Source organism: Rhodococcus sp. 008 (assembly GCF_001682295.1).
In the GTDB taxonomy this organism is placed as follows: domain Bacteria; phylum Actinomycetota; class Actinomycetes; order Mycobacteriales; family Mycobacteriaceae; genus Rhodococcus_F; species Rhodococcus_F qingshengii.
In genome coordinates this window covers 6,188,118-6,208,292 of record NZ_CP012749.1, presented here as the reverse complement: position 1 = coordinate 6,208,292, position 20,175 = coordinate 6,188,118, and the positions used below count along the sequence as shown (strand labels likewise).

Here is a 20,175-nt window from a genome sequence, read left to right as displayed (position 1 = left end):
TCAGGCGCAGGATCGAAGTTATGAGAAAACTCAGCGTGACCAACAGCGTGACTCTCGACGGTGTCATGCAGGCACCTGGTGGGCCGGACGAGGACCGTCGTGGCGGATTCGAGCACGGTGGGTGGGCAGCACCCTTCAACGATTCCGTCATGGCGCAGAAGATGGGGGAGGGGATGGCGAAGAAATCGGAGTTGCTGTTGGGCCGCAGAACGTACGAAAACTTCGCCTCGTACTGGCCGTTTCAGACCGACAATCCGTTCACCGAGGTGCTCGACAACACGCAGAAATACGTAGTTTCAAGAACTTTGGGCGTACAGCTCCCGTGGAAGAACTCGACCTTGTTGAAAGGTGATGCCGCCGACGCGGTCGCCACGCTCAAGGAAAGTGAGGGCCCGGATCTGGTGATTCTGGGCAGTGGCGACTTGATCACGTCCTTGGCCGATCGGCGTCTCGTCGACACCTACACTCTGCTGATACATCCGCTGGTTCTCGGAACTGGGCGCAGATTATTCCCCGACGGAGCTGCGCTCGCTCAGTTCACCCTCACCGACAGCGTCCCTACGACAACAGGCGTCATCATCGCGACGTATCAGTTGAGCTGAACGCAGTTGAGCTGAACACAGTCGAGCTGAGTACATCAGGGAACTCGCCGAAATGCCGAATCTGCCAGCGCTGAGTTCTGACTGCTTGCGCGCTGGTCGGCGTAACCCAGGGCGCATAGACCCGGACAGCGCGCTTACCGCCGGAGAAGTTCGTCGAGACGATCTCGTGTTCGACGAGGGTTTCGACGGGAAAGACGAAGTGCCCCGAATGCTCTTCGTCGTATACCTTCACCACAAACAGCGCGACGCCGTCGCTGGTGTCGAATGGGCGGATGGGCCCGGCCTCGGAACGGCGCCACAGCGTGACGAACTGACCGAGCTTGGTCGGCGTCGTCTTGGCGGTTCGATAGACGGAGGCAAGGCCGTTGACGGTCAACGTGTGAGCGTCGTACTCAGCACCCTCGGACTCGGGAATCGGTGTGGACCAGGTAAATCCGTCGGCGTTCATCGGCACCGATGATGCCACGAACCACCGACAACCTTCGTGACGAACGCTGTCGGTGGTAGTCCCGATTCAGGCCGAAGGCACCTTGTCGAGAAACCCGAGGACAAGCGTCACCCGGCCGTCGTCGTCGCGTTCGAGTACGTCGAATCCGTCGATCAGTGACTCGGCCCCCGACGGGCCGAGAGCCCAACCGAATCGGGCCTGTCGGTGATGCGCGTCCACAGGTCCGACGAGGGTGAAGTGCATGCCCGGAAATTGTTGCTGCACAGCGTTGATCATCGCGTCGATCTGATCGTGTCCGGTGACGTCCGCGAGCGGATCGGTGTAGCGACCGCCGGGTGCGAACAATTGCTCGACCCGTGCTTTACGGGCGGTGGTATCGGTTTCGTTCCACATGTCGATGTAGGCGTCGGCGATTGCGTCGAAGTCGCTCATGGTCGCTCCCTTGATCAGTTTCCGGTGGTGAATGTCCGGCGGCCTCGCCGGCTGAGACCACTGTTCCTCCGAAACTGCGTCGGGTCGATTACCTCTGAGGTCATGGCCTCGGCTACCTCGGGTCGCTAACTTGAAAGAATGACCTTCGAGACGATGGACGTGGGCTCCGAACTCAAGCGGTGGCGGGAGCGGCGAAGGCTCACTCAGTTGGGACTCTCGGCGGCGGCAGGAGTGTCGACCAGGCATCTGAGCTTCATCGAAACCGGCCGCTCCAAGCCGAGCCGGGACATGATTCTTCACCTGTCCGAATGTCTGGATGTTCCTCTACGACAACAGAACACGCTTCTGCTGGCAAGTGGCCACGCGCCGGAGTACTCGCAGAAGTCGTTGGCAGAAGCGCCGATGTCAGCGGTGAGTGAGGCCATCGATCGCATCATCGACGCGCATGACCCGTATCCGGCCGTGGTGGTCGATCAGCAGTGGGAGATGGTCGCCGGGAACCAGGCCGTGGGAATTTTGACCGCGGGCGCCGCTGATTTCCTCCTGGAACCACCGGTGAACGTATTGCGTCTGAGCTTGCATCCCGAGGGCATGGCGCCGCGGATCGTGAACCTCGCGCAGTGGCGGGCCCACCTGCTCACAAGGCTGGCTCGGGAAGTGGAGGTCAGTGCGGATGTGCAGCTGTCGTCGTTGCTCGACGAGCTGCGCGCCTATCCGAGCGGCGGAGACTGGCACGACGACCGCGCGAATTCCCTGCTGGTTCCGTTGCGTGTACGCGTCGGCGATACCGAACTGGCGATGTTCAGCACCACCACCGTGTTCGGTACGCCGCGCGACGTCACGCTCGCAGAGATTGCGATCGAATCGTTCTACCCGTCGGACACGCAGACGGCCGACTACTTTCGATCGGCCGCCGAGGTCACAGGGACTTCTTGCCGAACTTGAGCTTCCACGGCACCAGTGCAGACTCCAACTGAACCGAGAGACTCATCTTGGAGACGCCTTCGGTGCGCTCCTCGAAGCGGATGGGCGTTTCGGCGATCTTCATGCCGCGCTGAACAACTCGGTAGTTCATCTCGACCTGGAACGCGTAGCCGTTGCTCTGCACCGATTCGACGTCGATGTCGCGCAAGGTCTTTGCATGCCACGCCTTGAAGCCGGCGGTCGCATCCTTGACGTGCAGTCGCAGAATAGCGTTGACGTAGAAGTTCGCCCAGGCGGACAAGGCCTTGCGGTGCCACGGCCAGTCGCCGGCGACTGCGCCGCCTTCGACGTAGCGGGAGCCGAGAACGACTGCCGCGTCGGTAGTGGTGAGGATCTCGATCATGGCGGGGATCGCTTCGGACGGGTGCGAGAGATCTGCGTCCATCTGAATGACGATGTCTGCGTTCTCTGCCAGAGCCCGGCTCATGCCCGCGACGTAAGCACGGCCGAGTCCGTCCTTGACCGTGCGGTGAAGCACTCCGACCGGGATGGGACCGTCGATACCCAACTTGTCCGCAACCTCGCCCGTTCCGTCGGGGGAGTTGTCATCCACCACGAGGACGTGCAGGTTCGGGATCTTCAACGCGGCGAGGCGATCGACGAGCTTTGGCAGGTTCTCACGCTCGTTGTATGTAGGTACAACGACGGTTATCTGCGGGGCGACGCTTTCCATAACACCTTCGTATGATCTGTGATCCCGACTTGCCGGATGAAGCGTACGACGAGTGCGGTCGTGAACAAAGTAGGGATTTTACTACCTCGACGGGATCCGTCAGAACCGGCCGCCGCCGCCTCGACTGGTTCGGCCGCCGCCCCCGCCGCCGAAACCACCGCCGCCGCCACCGCGACCGGAGCGTCCGCTGCTGCTCGGTCCGCCGTACGAGCGGGGCCCTCCGCCACCTCGCAGAATGCTGTTGATCAGGATGCCGCCGAGGATCGCTCCCGTCGCATCGCCGCCGCCACCGCGGGGTCGTTGGTTTGCTTCCCAGGTGTTGACGTCGTTCTGCGCGGCGCGAAGTGAGTGCGTCGCCAAGGTGGTCGCGGCCTGGGCGTGTTGCAGCGCCTTCGACGGATCCGAGGCCTGCAATTGCTGGGCCGCCTGCAGGTGCCGCTGAGCCTCGGCGTAGCGAGTGCGCGCCTCCGCTCCGATCGCGCCGCGCCTGGTTCCGAGGAAGTCGCCTGCAGCGGTCACCTGAGCCTGTGCGGCCAGAATGTCCTGGGCGAGGCGCTGCTGTGCACGTTCGAGCTGCTGCTTCTGCTCCTGAGCGTCGGCAAGAAGCGCGTCGAGTTGGGCGTCGGCTGCGACGATCTGGTTGAAGGCTGTCAGCGGATCGCTGTCCTTCGACTTCTGAGCATTCGCCAACGCTGCCTGGGCTGCGGCCTTCGCGTCCGCCAACTTCTGCCCGCCTTGCGCCAGGTAAGCGTCCGCAGCGGTGATGCCCTGCTGGACGTCGTCCATCGCGGACGGAAGTGTCGCGATGGCGTTTCGGATGTCGTCGGCGGCGTGATCGACGCCGTCGAGTAGCTTGCGTGCCTGATCGAGGGCGGCTTCGGCCGTGCGAATCGCAGTGACGGCAGCGCCTTGCTTACCGGCCGGCAGTGCCGTCGCGTCTCGTCCTTCCTCGATCGACTTCTCGGCGAGCGTCAGGCGCTCACTCGCCATCGTGACGTTGTTCACGACCGATGCCAGCGTCGGCGCGGGGAATTGATCCTTCAATTTGGTCAGAATCGCCTCGGATTCGGGCAAGCGCACGCTGAGAGAAACAACACTCTGCGTCAACGCATCGAGACGGGCGGGGGCGTTGATGAGAAGGTCGCGAAGCCCGTCGAACTCCTCGACGCGAGCTTCGAGTTCTTGGTCGGCTCGACCGCACGAGGAAATGATGTCGATCAGCATCTGGCGGCGTTGATCGGGAGTTTCCGGGATGGCGTCGTCGAGTCGCTGCCTGATCGCGAAGGCTTCGGCGAGGGTGGCCTTGGCCTTGTCGAATGCTGCCGAGAAGGGTGCGACGGCGGAATCTCCGAACTCGCTGCGGGCCAGATCGAGTTCCTCCTGGCTGCCGGCGATCGCGTTGTCCGTCTCGACGAGGATCTCCTTCGCGCGTTCGTCGAGCGTTGGCAGCGGGAGTGCATTGAGGCTGGCGATGTCGTCGGGGGAGATGTTCTTCGCGGCTTCGACGCTTGCCTTGTTCTTGTCGTTCTTGCGCTTGCGTGAGTACAGGACCACGCCGCCCGTCCCGACCACCACAGCGCCGCCCGCGATGAGGAGTGTTCCGACTCCCATTCCGCCGCTCGTGTTGTTCGCGTCGCCGAGTGCGCCGGCCGCGGCAATCGCCGCGCCGGTCCAATCATCCTCGGCGAGAGCCGGTTCCACCGCGTCGGTATTGATCGATTCGATGTCGGAATCCGTGATGTTGCTCAGCTCAGCGGGCACATCGAGGTAGTAAGCACGCTCCGCCGTGGCAACTGCAAGCAGGACGGACTTGGTACTCAGCGTCGACTTCGTGGCTGTCTGCTGCGCCCACGCCTGGCCACCCAGGTTGTTGAAATCGGGGACGAACGCGACCCACAGATCGATCTGGTGGTCCTCGCCGAGTTGATCGATCGCGGCTTGTATGTCGCTGCGTTGCCCGGCGTCGAGAACCCCGGAGGTGTCGGTGATGTGATTCGGCAACACCATCGGGGCGTCCGCCGAGGCGAGCGCAGGACTGAAGACGAGCGCCAGCAGAGCGAAAATCGCAGCGACGGCGGCGGCGCTTCCCCGACGGCGAACGGGTCGGGTGATTGTCCGACTCTGCTCTACCGAGGACAACTGCGAGAAGTGTGGTGCGAGGGCCATGACGCAAATCTATCCGTTGTGGCGCGTCGGCATCGGAGGTGATCGCCGCGAACTGGCAGAATTGCGGGAGTGAAACCTGCTTTCGGTAACCGCCCCCACGACCCATCACCCTCACGGGCGGGCGGCTTCGGGGCAGGATTGGCTCGCTGGACGCGCCGACTGATCGCCGGTGCCGTGTTGATGGCCGTGGTTCTGGTCGGGGGTACTGCGTTCCGGGTGTGGCAGGTGGCGCGCATCGACGACACGCGGCCGGCCGACGCGATAGTCGTTCTGGGCGCGGCTCAGTATTCCGGCACTCCGTCGTCCGTCTTCGAGGCCCGACTCGAGCAGGCGTACAAGCTGTACAAGCGCGGAGTGGCGCCGCAGATCATCACTGTCGGCGGCAAACAAGAAGGTGACGAGTACACCGAAGCGGCGTCGGGAAAGATGTATCTGACCGATCGCGGAATTCCTTCGAGTGCGATCACCGCGGTGGAGACCGGTTCGGACACACTGCTCAGTATCGACGCGGTGAGCGCCGAGATGTCCTCGCAGGGAATCAATTCCGCTGTCCTGGTCAGTGACCCGTGGCACTCCTTGCGAACGCGGACGATGGCCCGCGACACAGGACTCCAGGCGTGGACCGCACCTACTCGTCAGGGCCCGGCTGTCTTCACCCGCGAATCCCAGTTGCACGGAATCGCTCGCGAAACCGGCGCGCTGCTCTGGTATCAGCTCACGCACTTCTCGGCAGACTTCCCCTACACGGCAGGGCAATAGAGACCATGACAGCTCACACCACCTACGGAGGCGGCACCTACTCCGAACACGACCTCGAACGTCGTGTCGTCGAGGCGCCGAAGCGAGCGGGGTTGCCGGGTTCGCAGATCGCAGCGGCGCAGCATCGTTCGGACTTCTCGCGAGATCGGGCGCGTGTCCAACACTCCGCGGCTTTGCGGCGCTTGGCCGACAAGACCCAGGTTGTCGGCCCGCGCGACGGTGACACACCTCGCACGCGGTTGACGCACTCGATGGAGGTCGCACAGATCGGGCGAGGGATCGCCGACGGACTCGGTTGCGATCCGGACCTGGTGGACCTCGCCGGTCTCGCGCACGACATCGGGCACCCACCGTACGGTCACAACGGCGAGAAGGCCCTCGACGAAGTCGCCAAGGACTGCGGAGGTTTCGAGGGCAATGCGCAGAATCTGCGGATCTTGACCAGCCTCGAACCCAAGATCCTGCGCCCCGACGGTCTGAGCGCAGGCCTCAATCTCACCAGGGCGTCACTCGACGCAGCCATCAAGTATCCCTGGACCCGCCCTGAGCCCGGCGCGAAGTTCGGGGCATACGACGACGACGCAGAGGTGCTCGCCTGGGTTCGCGAGGGAGCGCCCGAGCGTCGGCAATGCCTGGAAGCTCAGGTCATGGACTGGGCCGACGACATCGCGTACTCCGTGCACGACGTGGAGGACGGGGTGATCGCAGGCCGTATCGACCTTCGCTCGCTTGCTGATCCGTCCGAGCAGCGCGCACTGGCAGAACTGGGGGCCTCCGAGTTTCGGGGGTTGGTAGTCGACGATCTGATCGACGCCGCTCAACGGTTGTCCGAACTCCCCGTCGTACGCGGGGTCGGAAGTTTCGACGGAACACTCGGAAGTTCCGTCGCGTTGAAGAATCTCACGAGTGAATTGGTGGGTCGCTTCGCCACCGCGGCGATCGCCAGCACCCGGCTGACACACGGTGACCGACCCCTCTCGCGCTATCAAGCCGACCTCGACATACCCGAGGCCGTCGCATCCGAGGTGGCGTTGCTCAAGACCGTGGCGCTGTACTACGTGATGTCCGACGCCGGACACAAAGCGCGTCAGGATCGGCAGCGTGATCGTGTTCATCGCGTCGCGGAATGGCTGCTGGCAACTGCGCCGGCCGGGCTCGATCCGATCCTGCTGCCCGCGTGGGAACGCGCCGCGGACGACGGTGCTCGGGTCCGGGTAGTGGTGGATCAGATCGCGTCGTACACGGAGAGTCGGCTCGAACGGGTGGACAAAGCGAGCCTGGGCGCGCAGGCCAGCTGGGGCTGAGCCACTTACGCCCTCAGCAAGTCATCCGCGTCGACGGGTCGGTAGTGGTATCGAGCCACTTGCCGTAAGCGTCGCCACCTGCTGCGCGAACGTCCTTGCAGATCTTCGACTCGGTGTTCCCGGATTCGCGATACACCGTGTAGATCGCCGTCCCCGAATCGGAGACTTGACGCAGTGACGGGCAGGACTGGTCTGTGCGTAGGTATTTCGAGCCGGGGAACGCGTCGAGGTAGTTCTGGATCTCGCTGGCGTACGTTGCCGGATCGGTGGCATTGGCCAACACCACGATTCCGGTTCCTTTGCATGAGGGGACGGTGATCGGCTTGCTCACCCCGAGATCGCCGTTCTTCGTGGCGGGGTTCGGCGCCCGCGTGGTCGTGGTTGCCTGCTGTCCGGCGGTGGGTAGCGGCTCGAGCTTCGGCGTTCTGACCGGATCCTGAATGGGTGCCGGTGCCGACGTGGCGGTGGAAGCTGCTACAGCGGTTGGTGATTCGGGGCCCGAATTCCCCAGCGTCACCCAGGCCGCCGTGCCTCCTGCGGCCAGAACGAGTGCAATTCCAGCCGCACCGATCGCGATCGGTGCTCGGTTTCGCTTGGTCTTTGTCACGATGTGCGTGTAGTTCCCGTGAGCGGGATTCGCCGTGGTGTAGGTGGGCTGCCCGACGATCGTGGGTTGCAATCCGCCGGCGGCACCGGGGGTGTGGGTCGTCGAGAGGGCCTGCCGCGCTTGGAGTGCGAGCGCTCCCGTAGTCGGATAGCGGTGTGCGGGATCCTTTGCCATGCCGCGAGCCACGATGGCGTCAAGGCCTTGCGGGAGCGACGGAACCGCCAGTGTAGGGCGTGGCGGCGGAGCGTTCAGGTGCGAATTGACCAGATGCTCGATGCTTGTGGTGTTGAAAGGTGTTGTTCCGGTGAGTGATTGGTAGAGGACACAAGCCAGGGAATAGACATCCGCTGCGGCCGTCGGCGTTTCGATTCCGAACCGCTCCGGCGCCATGTATGCATACGAACCGACTGCGCTTCCCTCGGTGGTGATCTTCGTGTCCGTCTGTGAGTAGGCGATTCCGAAGTCGACGAGGTAGGCGAAGCCGTTGTTCGTGAGAATGATGTTGTCTGGTTTGACGTCACGATGGATGAGCCCGCGGGCATGGGCGGCGTCCAACGCCGACGCGATTTGCGAGACGATGTCGACGGCTCGTACAGGCGTGAGTCGGCCGAATTCGGTCAACTCGGCTCGCAACGTATGACCTTCGACCAATCGCATGTCGATGAAGAGAACTCCGTCGATCTCGCCCCAGTCGTGCACCGGGATCACGTGCGGTTCGTTCAGGGCGGCGGTGGTGCGAGATTCTCGGCGGAAACGAGCTTGGAATGACGGGTCGGCCGCAAGCTCTCGATGGAGCAACTTGAGAGCGACCAGGCGATCCTTCGAGGTGTCGTACGCCTCGTACACTTCACCCATTCCGCCTCGGCCGAGGAGGCTACGCAACTCGTACACGCCGAATCGGGTTCCTGATCGCCCTTCGTGCGAGCTCGAGGCGTTTTCAGTCATCGTCGGTCCCATCGCTGCGGTGCAGAGTCGGCCATCAACATATCGTTGTCAGGAGGTGCCGGGGGACCGCCTAGACTGATGTACGTGGCGGGCCGAATTTCTGACAGAGACATCGCGGCCATTCGCGAACGCACTCGCATCGAGGACATCGTCGGTGAATACGTTTCACTCAAGCGTGCCGGTGGCGATTCGATCAAAGGTCTGTGTCCCTTTCACGACGAGAAGTCGCCGTCGTTCCATGTGCGACCCAACCACGGCCTCTACCACTGCTTCGGCTGCGGTGAGGGTGGTGATGTGTACTCGTTCCTGCAGAAGATGGATCACATCAGCTTCGTAGAGGCCGTCGAGCAGTTGGCGGATCGACTCAGCTACACGATTTCGTATGAGGGCGGCGGACCGTCCGTTCAGCGCGATCGCGGCACCCGTGCACGCTTGATCGCAGCAAACGCGGCGGCTCAGGAGTTCTACGCCGCTCGTCTGCGCGAACCCGATGCCCAGGCGGCTCGCGACTACCTCACCGAGCGAAACTTCGACGGTGCAGCGGCCTTGCAGTTCGGGTGTGGATACGCGCCAGAAGGTTGGGACACTCTCACAAAACACTTGATGTCCAAAGGTTTCGAGTTCAAAGAACTCGAAGCAGCCGGGCTGTCCAAAGAAGGCCGGCGAGGTCCGATCGACCGGTTCCATCGCCGACTTCTGTGGCCGATCCGCAGCGTCGCCGGTGACGTCATCGGCTTCGGTGCCCGCAAGCTCTTCGACGACGACACCATGCCGGGTAAGTACGTCAACACGCCGGAAACGATTCTCTACAAGAAGTCTCAGGTCCTGTTCGGCTTGGACCTCGCCAAGCGCGACATCGCCAAGGGGCACCAGGCGGTAGTCGTCGAGGGTTACACCGACGTCATGGCGATGCACTTGGCCGGCGTCAAGACCGCCGTCGCTTCGTGCGGAACCGCCTTCGGTGAGGAGCACCTTGCGATGCTCCGTCGACTCCTGATGGACGACAGCTACTTTCGCGGTGAAATCATCTACACCTTCGACGGTGATGCCGCGGGGCAGGCCGCTGCGATGAAGGCGTTCGAGGGTGATCAGAAGATGGCCGGGCAGACGTTCGTCGCCGTCGCGCCCGACGGAATGGACCCGTGCGATCTGCGACTGAAGTCTGGTGACGCCGCCGTTCGCGACCTCGTGGCACGGCGCACTCCGATGTTCGAGTTCGTGGTGAAGTCCATCCTCACCGAACACGATCTGGAGACCGCTGAAGGTCGTGTCGAGGCACTGCGTCGTACCGTGCCCGTCGTTGCGCAGATCAAGGAATCAACTCTGCGCGACAGCTACGCGAATCTGTTGTGCGGATGGGTCGGTTGGGACGATCTTCCGTCGGTTCGACGACGCGTGCGTGACGAAGCTCGCAAACGGGCGTCGACGCGCGGATCGTCACCGGCGCCCAAGCGTCGTCAGGTTGTCGACCAACCTGCTGCCGATGCGCTTGCGCTGCCGATCGGAATCTCCAGGCCCCGGCCCAACGATCCCGCGCTCTCGACGCAGCGAGCTGTCCTCAAGGCCGCATTGCAGCACCCTGGCATCGCCGGCAGTGTCTTCGACTCGTTGCCGCCCGAGACGTTCACCCACCCCGCCTACGTTGTCATCAGACAGGCAATGGCTGACGCCGGTGGAACGAGCAAGGGACTCGGCGGCGCCGAGTGGATCGAAGTCGTCACCAAGGGCGTCGAAGACATGACGGTGGCCTCGGTTGTATCTGAGCTGGCCGTCGAACCGATGCCGTGTGACGAAGACACGGTTCCGCGCTACATCAACGGAGTGCTCGCACGACTGCAGGAAGCGTGGGTGGGCGAGCAGGTTGCCGACCTCAAATCCAAGCTTCAGCGCGTTTCACCTGCTGCAGCCCCCGAGGAGTACAACTCACTGTTCGGCGACCTCGTGGCGCTGGAGCAGTATCGCCGACAGCTGCGTGAGCAGGCTGTCGGCGACCAAAGCGTCTGACCTAGCGGTTTTTCTTCAACTGGTCGTGGGGGACCAGAATCGTAGTCTCCTCGTTGATCGGCTTCATCGGCTCGAGCTTGGGCTGAGTACTCAGTGAGTCGGCCAGCTTCTGCCGTGACGCGTCCAACACCTTCTTGGTGGCCGGACTGGTGGCCACCGCCTTCGCGGCCCGGCTGATCTGCTCGTATCGTGCGCGGCCCGCTTTGGTTCCCAGGACGTACCCAGCTGCAACACCGATCAACAAACGCATCATTCCTGCTTCCCTCCAGCACCGATCGTCCTGACTCCATCCTGCCTGATGACTCGCTGGGCAGGCGATTTGGTACTTCGGTGAAGGATTCGCTACAGTTTCTCAGGCAACGCCGGAACGGGCGAAGCGAGCAAGACAATCCCCTGTAGCTCAATTGGCAGAGCTTCCGACTGTTAATCGGACGGTTGCTGGTTCGAGTCCAGCCGGGGGAGCAGCAAAGCCCCTCACCTGAGAAATCGGGTGGGGGGCTTTCTTGTTGTGGTCTGACCTTGTTTTTGTCTGACCTAGTGCGCTCGCAGCAGACCCACCGATCGAAGTGCCGATTCGACGTCTGCCGCCTTGTTTGCTTGTTCGCCGCGAATTCCCAGCCGTCGAGCGCTGAGGACGTTCACCGGGTTGTCGTCGACGAAGAAGGTCTGCTGTGGACGCGCATCGAGCAACTCCAGCGCAGCCAGGAAGGCCGCAGGTTCGGGTTTGGTAGCTCCGAGCATGCAGGAGAAAACATGCTCGTCGATTGCCGATGGAGTTACGACACTCTCGATGGCGGCCAAGAGAACAGGTCCGTTGTCGGAGAGCGTGGCGACCACGACCCCCTCGCTTCGAAGCGCGATTGCGAGATCGATGACCGCGCGGTCCGGGATGAAGGCCTTGGCCCAGGCTCGGCGTAGCTCGTCGCGGTCACCAGGAAACCCGAGTCGTCGAAAGCGTTCCAGGATCGCGGTTTCGGAGTGAATGCCGAGATCGCATTCCTGGTCGAACCCGGACGCGAACACGAGGGCATGAATCTCGTCTTCCGTGACGCCGATGGCCGCAGCCAGTTCTGCGGCGCGACGGTCAGGCTCGAATCGACACAGCACACCGCCCAAGTCGAACAACACGAGTTCAGGTGGTCCGCTGTCGTTCGCCATGTCGGAGAGGATAGGCGGCATCAGCACCCGTGAACGCGACGCGAAGATATTGGCGACAGATACACCAAAGCCCGACGCAAGTGTCTGCGTCGGGCTTTCGGTGGAACCGTCGAACTGTTTGACCGGTGCGCCTACTTCGCTGCGCGATCCGACGGCTCGAACAGCCGGATGATGTGGCTGGGGTTGATGTAGTAGACACCATTCGGAGAATTGAGAACGAGAGTGTCTTCGGTGAAATCGGTGACGGTGCCGTTCAGTTTCGCGCCGTCGGACATAATGATCCGGATCGTGGCCTTCGAGTTCTTGAATTCGGTCAGTGCAAGCTTCATGTGGTGATCCTGTTCCGTGGGGTGTGCACTCCCACGGTATCGGCTCATCGCGCCTGTGCCGACCAACCTTGGAAGACTCGACTCGAAAGAGTGCAACGCGTCACCGCCTGCCCGATTGTGATCCGCGTCGGATGTGCCGGTAACATTCGGATTCGCCGCGATGCATCGCATCCGGATGGGGCGGTAGCTCAGTCGGTTAGAGCCGTGGACTCATAATCCATTGGTCGCGGGTTCGAGCCCCGCCCGCCCCACGTCAGAGGCCCTTTTCTGAAACTCGGGAGAGGGCATCCATCGTTTATTCATCCTTTATGGCAACCGCTTTGTCCAGCAGTTTCGCAACCTCTGAGTGCTGACGCCCACGTGTCATGTACTTGTCCTGAGTCATCGAGATGTTTCGGTGCCCGAGGTGGTCAGCCCCTACGCGTGCGGACAGGCCCTCGTCGTCGATGAGCGTGGCCACCGACTTGCGGAATGTGTGAGACGTACTGTCGGCGACCCCGAGTTCATCGCGAACCTTGCGCCATTGCTTGCCGAAGTTGTTCGGATCTCGCAACGTGCCGACAGCCGAAGGGAAAATGACATCGAGTGTGCCGGAACGCGGTTGCTTTGCTCGCTTCTTCAGTATCTCGAGAGCGAACTGGGGGAGCGGGATGGTGCGTAGTCCGGCGGCGGTCTTCGTCTCGTCGACACGCTTCAGACCCACCCCCTTCTCTCTGACGACTTTGCCGGTAATGGCTACGGTGCCGGAGTCCAGGTCGATGTCCTGACGACGAATCGCCAGCAGCTCGGAACGCCGTACCCCCGTGGCAATCAAGAGGGTGATCGGGTCTACGAGGTCGTTCGCTTGGCAGTAGTCCGACTCTCCGAGTGCGACCAGGAGAGTTCCCAGTTGGTCGCCTGTAAGTGCTTTCGCGCCCGCCGGCGGATTCTTGGCCCGGATCCTCGACACGTCATTGACCGGATTCGAACTCAACGCCCCGACGAGGACTGCCATTGCCAACGCACCGCGGAGGATGGTCTTCGCTTGGCGCGCCATAGTTGGTCCGTGCTGCTTCGACATCGCCCGCAGCGCTGTGTCGATCCGGCCGGCGGATGCCTCACTCAGGCGGAGGCCACCGATTTTCAGGTTGAGCTTGCCGAGCGCGAACTCGTAAGTGGACATCGTGTTGGCGGCGCGACCCTCTTCTTGGAGTCTTGCAAGGTAAGTCGCACAGAGCGCGGAAACCAATGTGTCGGAGTCGATTTCATCCTCGGAAGGCGCTCGACGCGCCGCTAGTGCGTCCAGTAACTCTTCTTCGGCGATTTTGCCGTGCTGGTCCCTAACATCGACCGGTGTGCGCCGCTCGACAATGCGCACAATGCCGTCATCGTCGCGGTAGCGGCAGCGGGCTAGGTACGCGTCACCGCCGAGTGGGATGCGAGCGATCTTGCCGTGTTGGCCGATTCGCAGGGGCGGTCTACCGGCCATCGAATCTGTCCTTCCAACTTCGGGGCGGCGTGTCCAGGTACGTAGAAAGTCCAGGGATTGCGTTTTGGGGTTCCTCTACGAAATCGGTTAGCCCTATCACTCGGAATTTAGTTTCATACCCACCGAACTGAAGGCTGGGGTAGTGCTCGCTAAATAGACGCTTGACCTCGGCTGCCCGAGCTTCTTCTATTACGTCGGCGATCTCCTCGTCTGCACCGACTGTGGGCGTTGGGTCTCCTTCGTAACTCAGTCCAATCCAGTCGAGCCCACGGACGAAGTTGGTCGAATAGGACGTGCCACTACCCCCTGGAATCCACGCAGACAACAGTTCGACGAACTGCAGTGGTGACCCCTGAACAGTGAACTCGGCATGTCCTTGGCTCAATTCTTGGGCTAGAGACAATGCGGCGAGGGCGTTGTTCACTTCCAAAAGCATGGAACGAGAAGCGCCGATGGTGGAGATGTGACGCTTTTGGTCATCGATCAATTTCTGAATCTGATAGTGCAAATTGGAACTTGCCGGACTCAATTCATCTGCACCAACCCCAAGGGCGTCCGCGATCGCGAACCCCTCGGTTAGCTTGAGTGGACGCTTGCCGCTTTCGACGCGAGACAAAACTGTCTGAGTCCATGAAACATTTTGTGTTTCAAGCAGTTTGAGAAAATCTTCCTGTCTGAGCCCCTTCCGTTTTCTGAGTTCGGCAAGCTTCTGTCCCACTATCCGGTCTGCGTCCATACCTTTGAGGGTAGACGACTTCCCAATATGCCACTTGCGTTCTCGGTAGGAACGGTGCATGCTGAGTCTTGCCCGACTGAAAACGCAACCGGCATATGCGACAAGACGCGAAGGGAATTATGTACACCTCAGATGATTACTGGCTCACTCGGCCAGACGTCGCCACCCGACTGAAGATTCCGATCAAGACCTTGGCTAAGTGGGGAAGCGAGGGGGTTGGTCCCCCCTACGCGAAAATGGGCCGATTCTGCCGCTACAAACTGAGCGATGTCATCGCCTGGGAAGAAGCGCAGTACGCAACTGTGGCGAGTAACGACTGATGCGCGAGTGCAAAACGGCGCCGATCACTGCGGCTGCAACCGCACGTGTGACCAGCGCCGGAAATCCCCAACAACCGTCACGAAGCTAGGAGATCTTTCATGCCTACTGTAAAGCACGACACCGGCAAAGCGGAAGACGCCAGTCGGACGCCGTTCAAAAACTGCCGAGACTTCAACGCTGAAATGCTCCCCAAGATCGAGATCTCAGGCAAGGATCCCAATCCGTGGCTGGCAGACGACGCACCGCGGTGGTCGAGCCCAGATCACGATGTTCTCAACAACCCGGGTAGTGACGTCTGCCAGCCTGATCATGCCGAGTGGCGATCCACTCCTTTGCGCATGCCGCATACGACCAAGTACGCCGTCGTCGACGTGGACGGGAACTGGACCACCGCAACGATCTGCGCCAACATCAGCCAGAAGGTCGGGGACCGCTACCCCCGCATCAATTTCGAGAGCCATGGATTCAATGCCAAGGGTGACCCGGTAGGCGAGGACACACCGCTCAACAAGTACTCCCTGACGCTCGAGGACGCCGGCTATCTCGCTCGGGCCCTCCTCCTCTTGATTGACCTTGCGACGGGCATGACAGACGACCTCGGCGAAGTGGATCACAAGTGACCACAACAACTTTCGCGCTCACCTTCCTGCTGATCGTGGAGAACATCACGATCATCTGCCTGGGCGCCTTCCACCTCTACGAAACGGGGCAACGACATGGTTCATCCGGAAACGCAACGCATGCGCGACCTCGGGTTCGCACTCGGTCCGCTCGACGGGAAGAAGGCATTTTTGGCCGGCGGGTTCCACAACTTCACCACCAACCCGGACGTGCATACCCGCCAGGCGCACAAGTACCCGCAATGCAATTGGGGCGGAACTCGTTCGGGCACGATGGCAGTTGACATCGATCCAAAAAATGGCGGCTCGCTCGAGTTTCTGATGAAATCCCTAGGTTTGCCGAACCTTCTTGACACCTTGGCTGTTCGAACAGGATCCGGTGGCTGGCACATCTACTTTCTTCACGACGGAAAGATCCGGGGCAAGCTCGACGGCTACGACGGGATCGACCTCAAGACCTGGCGCACGGGCTACACGGTGATGCCCGGCTCGGTTCACCCGGATACCGGAAAGCTGTACCGGATCGAACGTGACCTTCCGATCGCACCGTTGCCACAAGAGCTGCTCCCTCTTGTGACCCCGCCCGTCTACAAGCCGTCACCGGTCACCGTGAATCCGGAACGGCGCTCGGATGGCTTGGTGCGCAAGGTTGCCGAGGCTGTCGGTGGTGGCAGAAATCAAATTACGTTCTGGGCTTTGTGCCGTGCTCTCGAACGTGGGAGCAGTTCGGTTGTGCCTGAGATCCGCGATGCAGCACTGTCCACAGGTTTGACCGAGGGAGAGTTCGAAACATGCCTGAGATCGGCTCAGCGAACCGCTGGAAGGAGGGTCGGATGACCACCGACGAGGTGAGTGTGCTCCTCGAAGCGCTCGAGACGTTCTACCGCAAATACGCGGTCCACCCCACCGAGCACCACTACGTAGTCCTAGTCCTGTGGACCGCACACAGTTACGTGTACGAGGAGTTCGACACCTCCCCTCGACTGTTTTTCGATTCGGCAGTTCCGGCGTGCGGCAAGACCCGCAACCTGGAGCTGCTCGACGAGACCGCCCGCAGTCCGCTGATGGCATTCTCGGCGTCACCAGCCGCGTTGATTCGGACCATCGACAAGGGTGGCCGCACGATTCTCATGGACGAAATCGACACCCTCTACAACAAGAACGGTGGTGCTGGTTCGGAGGATGTCACCGCCGTGGTCAACGCAGGCTACAAAAACGGTGCCAGAGTGCCGAGATGTGTCGGTCAGGGCATGGACATCGATGTCGTGGAACTCGACGCGTACGCGCCGATGGCGTTGGCGGGTCTGCATTCGAATGTTCCCGAAGCGGTGCGGTCGCGGTCGATTCACTTCCGCATGAAGAAGCGCAAGCCGTCTGAAGTGGTGTCCCCGTTCTATCGCCGGGATGTCTCCGAGGAGGCGCAACCGCTTCGGGAAGGTCTCGCGGAATGGCTCGAGCCTCTCCGTGAAGAGGTGCGCGCGGCGCGGCCGAGGATGCCTAAGGGTGTCGAAGATCGGGCAGCGGAGGTCTGGGAGCCACTGCTGGTGATCGCGGACCTCGCAGACGGGCAGTGGCCGAAGCGGGCGCGGGAGGCATGCAAGCACTTCGTGTTCGCCAAGTCCGGGTATGCCCGCCCGATCGGTATCGACCTTCTCGCCGACATTCAGTTGGTGTTCAAGGGTGCCGAGAGGATGGCGTCCGCCGATTTGGTAGCCGCGCTCGTGACAATCCCGGACGCGCCGTGGAAAGACATCCGAGGGTCGTTCTTGAATCAGGCAACACTGGCTAATTTTCTGCGACCCTTCGATGTGCGGCCGAAGGATCTGAAATTCCCGGGCAACAAGGTCGTTAAGGGATATCGAGTAGGCGGGGAAGGTGGTCTTGCCGAGGCGTGGGAGCGGAACCTCGCCGCAGGAACGGATGATGTCGACGATGATCAGAATGAGTCCATACCCGCCCTCATACCTCCAGAAGCCGCTACCGCCGCTACCGGCGCTACCGCCCTGGTCACAGCCCCGGAAGTGGTAGCGCCTCCGGTAGCGGGTAGCGGAGGCGCTACCTATCCCGCTACCAATCCCAAGCCTCTGACCAGCAAGGTAGCGGGGGTAGCGGGGGTAGCGCCCCCTCAGGGTATGGGCGGGGAGAATGTAGCCACGGCAGCGAACGCCAAGACTCCTTTGCATGCGGTTTCCGACCCGACATGTCGGGAATGGTTTGAACGACACATCCGAGGACTCATCGAAAACGGACACACGACCGTCGACAGCGACGCGGTATACACAGCCGGTCAGGATGCCGGATGGAACCTCCAAAATCTGCGCAAGGTCGCCAGCAAGTCCACCCTCGTAGGCACCGCCGAGAAACGGGCAGACGGTACCGCACTGTGGAACATCGGTGAGGAAGCCACGGACACGTGGATATCCGCCCCACAGTGGCTCCTGGACTTTTTGCGAGCACACGGTGGATGGGTCCGCGCGAGCGAGGTCCATGCCGCAGCACAGGCCGACCCGAACGGGCCTGAGCGCACCTCTCTCAAGTCGGCAGCCCGCGCCGCGTACGTCCAGAAGCGAGGCAACTCCATCGCCACCGAATGGTGTCTCGACCCGTCCCATGAACAGGAGTCGGCATGACTGAAACCAAGATATTGAAATTCGGTCTCGCCGCCGTCTACATCCCAAGGACCGGGCCGCAGTGCGGTAGAAGCGCCCCAGTCACGACTGCGCCGGCACCACCGAAGCCGTACTGCGGTGCCCCCACCAAAACCGGAGACGAGTGCCGTAACCGCGTGTCCGCATGGGGTGTCGTGTGCGCCGTGCACGAGCCGGACTACCAGTGGTGACCACTGTCGTCGAGAGGGGTGCTTGATGGCAGAGCAAGGTTCAGTCTCCGAAGCAACGCCGAGACGCCGGTCCGGTTCACGGAAGGAACCCGGAACCCTGTCTCTACTCGCGGAGATTCTCGACAATCGGCCCAACCTTCCCGAGGCGAAGTGCCGAACACGCTGGGATCTGTTCGATGACATCGCAGACGGCAGGGCGACCGACGAAGACAAGAACTATGCACACGGGCGGTGCGGTCGCTGCCCGCATCTGACCGAGTGCCCTGATGCACTCACCGCACCCCACCGAAAGGCCGCATCATGGCCAACTACACACGTCCAATCCAGTGCACTCACCCCGAATGCCCGCACCTGACGCACCATCCGAGCGCCCGGTGCCCAGCCCACAGAAAGGACAGCTGATGAGAATCCAGCCCACCCCGGTTGGTGCCCCACGAGTGCGGGCCTACGTGAAAAGGTCCCGCATAGACATCGACATGGGCGGGGTCACCTACCAGCTCAGCAAAACCGAAGCGCTCGGACTCGCTGACGTACTAGTCGACGTCGTTGAATCACTACCCCAACTAAAGGAGAACATCATGCACGACAGCGAAGATTCCACCTACCCTTCCGAGTGGTTCGATCTGCCCGAGAAGCCCGAACTGCTCGACAAGTACCTGCCGAACGACCTCGAAATGGCCAAGCTCGCAGAATGGCTCGCCGACTACTACGCCGAGGATGCCCACGCCCGCCCCGGCTGGCTCGAACTGTCCGACAATCCCGAGCGGTATCAGAACTTCCTCATTGGGGCCGCGGAACTCCTCAAGCCCTATCTTCGGCACCCACTGACCTCGGCACGGCTGCGAGGCCAAGCGATCGCGCACAAGCAGATCGCCATCGAGAAGAACCTCGGCTGAGCTATGAGCGAGAACATCGGAAACCAACTCCCGCAGCCGGACCCACGAGGGCTACTCACATTCGACCACCTGCCTCGCGGCCTCCGCATTGCCGAGGACGCCACCCAAGCAGGTGACCATGAAACCTCGAAAACGATGAGCGGTGGGTCGCCGTGGACGAGGCCGGCGACGCCAGCAGAACGAACCCTGTTGACCCACCTGGGATACGAACTACCCGACGAACTCGACACCACCGTCCGGTACGTCACCAGCGGCGTACGGGAACGCACTTGGCCGACCCTCGACAACTGACCCCTCCCTACGGACTCACTGACACAGGAGCACCCGAAACATGACTACACCTGCAGCACCAGAACCGCAGACCACCACACCCGCAGACCTAGCCGATCCACCAGTCACAGAGACGCCGGACAACGAGGTCGAACGTGAAGAAAGCGGCGCCGACCTCGCGCACGTCCGCAAGCTCCGCTCCGAGAACAAAAACCTCCGCGAACGCGCCAAAACCGCCGAGGATCAACTCGGCACCCTGAACACTCAAGTCGAATCCTTCCGTCGCAACGAAATCGAAAGAATCGCAGCGACTGTCCTCGCCGACCCGAAAGACCTCTGGCTTGGAGAAGTGACACCGAACGACTTCCTCGGAGAGAATGGCAACATCGACCACGAGCGAGTCAGTGCGCACGTCAATGACATTGCGCAGCAACGCCCACACTGGACTCTCGGTAATCAACAGGCCGCGTCCCCGCCGAGCAATCGCCCAGTGGAGACATTGAGGCCCGGAGCAACGCCCACGAACTATCCACGCGAAGCGCCACCCACGTGGAGCAGTGTTCTCAATGCCGGCAAGATTCACTCGAAAGACATCCAGGACAGGTAATTACTCC

At 61.8% G+C, this 20,175-nt stretch carries 24 protein-coding genes and 2 tRNA genes; 16 read left to right on the top strand and 10 right to left on the bottom strand.

Annotation, left to right across the window (positions count from 1 at the left end):
- The first annotated feature begins 20 nt into the window (after positions 1–20).
- On the top strand, positions 21–602 hold the full coding sequence (locus AOT96_RS28655; RefSeq protein ID WP_007731101.1) for a dihydrofolate reductase family protein: 582 nt from the start codon (positions 21–23) through the stop codon (positions 600–602).
- On the opposite strand, the gene AOT96_RS28650 is transcribed toward AOT96_RS28655, so the two are convergent.
- A complete protein-coding gene (locus tag AOT96_RS28650; RefSeq protein ID WP_007731102.1) occupies positions 577–1,068 on the bottom strand; it encodes a MepB family protein in 492 nt (163 codons plus the stop codon). The genes AOT96_RS28655 and AOT96_RS28650 overlap by 26 nt on opposite strands.
- 48 nt (positions 1,069–1,116) lie before the next feature.
- Positions 1,117–1,482, bottom strand: a complete 366-nt coding sequence (locus tag AOT96_RS28645) for a nuclear transport factor 2 family protein (protein WP_054781579.1) — start codon at positions 1,480–1,482, stop codon at positions 1,117–1,119.
- A 138-nt stretch (positions 1,483–1,620) separates the two neighbouring features.
- On the opposite strand from AOT96_RS28645, the gene AOT96_RS28640 reads away from it, so the two are divergent.
- Positions 1,621–2,427 (top strand): helix-turn-helix domain-containing protein, encoded by an 807-nt coding sequence (locus tag AOT96_RS28640; RefSeq protein WP_047270801.1) that lies wholly within the window; start codon positions 1,621–1,623, stop codon positions 2,425–2,427.
- Here AOT96_RS28640 and AOT96_RS28635 read toward each other — a convergent pair.
- Positions 2,402–3,139 (bottom strand): polyprenol monophosphomannose synthase, encoded by a 738-nt coding sequence (locus AOT96_RS28635; protein WP_003944487.1) that lies wholly within the window; start codon positions 3,137–3,139, stop codon positions 2,402–2,404. The two genes, AOT96_RS28640 and AOT96_RS28635, sit on opposite strands and share 26 nt — an antisense overlap.
- A 99-nt stretch (positions 3,140–3,238) precedes the next feature.
- A complete protein-coding gene (locus tag AOT96_RS28630; RefSeq protein WP_065352630.1) occupies positions 3,239–5,305 on the bottom strand; it encodes a TPM domain-containing protein in 2,067 nt (688 codons plus the stop codon).
- 69 nt (positions 5,306–5,374) lie between these two features.
- Here AOT96_RS28630 and AOT96_RS28625 point away from each other — a divergent pair, with 69 nt between their 5' ends.
- Complete coding sequence (locus tag AOT96_RS28625) at positions 5,375–6,064, top strand: YdcF family protein (RefSeq protein WP_007731109.1); 690 nt, start codon at positions 5,375–5,377, stop codon at positions 6,062–6,064.
- Between the two features lie 5 nt (positions 6,065–6,069).
- A complete protein-coding gene (locus AOT96_RS28620) occupies positions 6,070–7,368 on the top strand; it encodes a deoxyguanosinetriphosphate triphosphohydrolase (protein ID WP_007731110.1) in 1,299 nt (432 codons plus the stop codon).
- A gap of 13 nt (positions 7,369–7,381) precedes the next feature.
- Here AOT96_RS28620 and AOT96_RS28615 read toward each other — a convergent pair whose 3' ends face one another.
- Entirely contained in the window at positions 7,382–8,932 is a 1,551-nt protein-coding gene (locus AOT96_RS28615) for a serine/threonine-protein kinase (RefSeq protein ID WP_030536591.1), read from the bottom strand.
- Positions 8,933–9,004: 72 nt separating this feature from the next.
- Between AOT96_RS28615 and dnaG the strand changes: the two genes are divergently transcribed.
- Positions 9,005–10,924, top strand: coding sequence for a DNA primase (dnaG, locus tag AOT96_RS28610; RefSeq protein WP_030536590.1), 1,920 nt, complete (start codon positions 9,005–9,007; stop codon positions 10,922–10,924).
- A gap of 1 nt (position 10,925) precedes the next feature.
- Here dnaG and AOT96_RS28605 read toward each other — a convergent pair whose 3' ends face one another.
- The gene (locus AOT96_RS28605; RefSeq protein ID WP_003941570.1) at positions 10,926–11,177 is read right to left on the bottom strand and encodes a hypothetical protein; all 252 of its coding nucleotides are present in this window, start codon (positions 11,175–11,177) and stop codon (positions 10,926–10,928) included.
- Positions 11,178–11,313: 136 nt separating this feature from the next.
- Here AOT96_RS28605 and AOT96_RS28600 point away from each other — a divergent pair.
- A tRNA-Asn gene (locus tag AOT96_RS28600) sits at positions 11,314–11,386 on the top strand.
- A gap of 72 nt (positions 11,387–11,458) precedes the next feature.
- On the opposite strand, the gene AOT96_RS28595 is transcribed toward AOT96_RS28600, so the two are convergent.
- Together AOT96_RS28595 and AOT96_RS36115 are read right to left on the bottom strand one after the other, a co-directional pair.
- Positions 11,459–12,082: an HAD-IA family hydrolase gene (locus AOT96_RS28595; protein ID WP_223304513.1), complete on the bottom strand. Its 624-nt coding sequence runs from the start codon at positions 12,080–12,082 to the stop codon at positions 11,459–11,461.
- A gap of 131 nt (positions 12,083–12,213) precedes the next feature.
- Complete coding sequence (locus tag AOT96_RS36115) at positions 12,214–12,411, bottom strand: hypothetical protein (RefSeq protein ID WP_003941659.1); 198 nt, start codon at positions 12,409–12,411, stop codon at positions 12,214–12,216.
- Between the two features lie 177 nt (positions 12,412–12,588).
- Here AOT96_RS36115 and AOT96_RS28585 point away from each other — a divergent pair.
- Positions 12,589–12,662 (top strand) — tRNA-Ile (locus AOT96_RS28585).
- 44 nt (positions 12,663–12,706) lie between these two features.
- Here AOT96_RS28585 and AOT96_RS28580 read toward each other — a convergent pair.
- Together AOT96_RS28580 and AOT96_RS28575 are read right to left on the bottom strand one after the other, a co-directional pair.
- Entirely contained in the window at positions 12,707–13,879 is a 1,173-nt protein-coding gene (locus AOT96_RS28580) for a site-specific integrase (protein WP_065352629.1), read from the bottom strand.
- Positions 13,869–14,615 (bottom strand): helix-turn-helix domain-containing protein, encoded by a 747-nt coding sequence (locus AOT96_RS28575; RefSeq protein ID WP_065352628.1) that lies wholly within the window; start codon positions 14,613–14,615, stop codon positions 13,869–13,871. The genes AOT96_RS28580 and AOT96_RS28575 overlap by 11 nt, the downstream gene beginning before the upstream one ends.
- 119 nt (positions 14,616–14,734) lie before the next feature.
- Between AOT96_RS28575 and AOT96_RS28570 the strand changes: the two genes are divergently transcribed.
- From AOT96_RS28570 to AOT96_RS35435, 9 genes are all read left to right on the top strand, one after another.
- A complete protein-coding gene (locus AOT96_RS28570) occupies positions 14,735–14,935 on the top strand; it encodes a helix-turn-helix transcriptional regulator (protein ID WP_065352964.1) in 201 nt (66 codons plus the stop codon).
- A 99-nt stretch (positions 14,936–15,034) separates the two neighbouring features.
- The gene (locus AOT96_RS28565) at positions 15,035–15,556 is read left to right on the top strand and encodes a hypothetical protein (protein ID WP_156778990.1); all 522 of its coding nucleotides are present in this window, start codon (positions 15,035–15,037) and stop codon (positions 15,554–15,556) included.
- A gap of 96 nt (positions 15,557–15,652) precedes the next feature.
- The gene (locus tag AOT96_RS28560; protein WP_083197680.1) at positions 15,653–16,393 is read left to right on the top strand and encodes a bifunctional DNA primase/polymerase; all 741 of its coding nucleotides are present in this window, start codon (positions 15,653–15,655) and stop codon (positions 16,391–16,393) included.
- Positions 16,390–18,186: a DUF3631 domain-containing protein gene (locus tag AOT96_RS28555; RefSeq protein WP_197523617.1), complete on the top strand. Its 1,797-nt coding sequence runs from the start codon at positions 16,390–16,392 to the stop codon at positions 18,184–18,186. The genes AOT96_RS28560 and AOT96_RS28555 overlap by 4 nt, the downstream gene beginning before the upstream one ends.
- Positions 18,183–18,395, top strand: coding sequence for a hypothetical protein (locus tag AOT96_RS35440; protein WP_156778989.1), 213 nt, complete (start codon positions 18,183–18,185; stop codon positions 18,393–18,395). The genes AOT96_RS28555 and AOT96_RS35440 overlap by 4 nt, the downstream gene beginning before the upstream one ends.
- 25 nt (positions 18,396–18,420) lie before the next feature.
- On the top strand, positions 18,421–18,750 hold the full coding sequence (locus AOT96_RS28550) for a hypothetical protein (protein ID WP_065352625.1): 330 nt from the start codon (positions 18,421–18,423) through the stop codon (positions 18,748–18,750).
- A 46-nt stretch (positions 18,751–18,796) separates the two neighbouring features.
- Complete coding sequence (locus AOT96_RS28545) at positions 18,797–19,291, top strand: hypothetical protein (RefSeq protein WP_156778988.1); 495 nt, start codon at positions 18,797–18,799, stop codon at positions 19,289–19,291.
- A gap of 3 nt (positions 19,292–19,294) precedes the next feature.
- Entirely contained in the window at positions 19,295–19,582 is a 288-nt protein-coding gene (locus AOT96_RS28540) for a hypothetical protein (protein ID WP_065352623.1), read from the top strand.
- A 40-nt stretch (positions 19,583–19,622) separates the two neighbouring features.
- Positions 19,623–20,168: a hypothetical protein gene (locus tag AOT96_RS35435; RefSeq protein ID WP_156778987.1), complete on the top strand. Its 546-nt coding sequence runs from the start codon at positions 19,623–19,625 to the stop codon at positions 20,166–20,168.
- Positions 20,169–20,175: the final 7 nt, after the last annotated feature.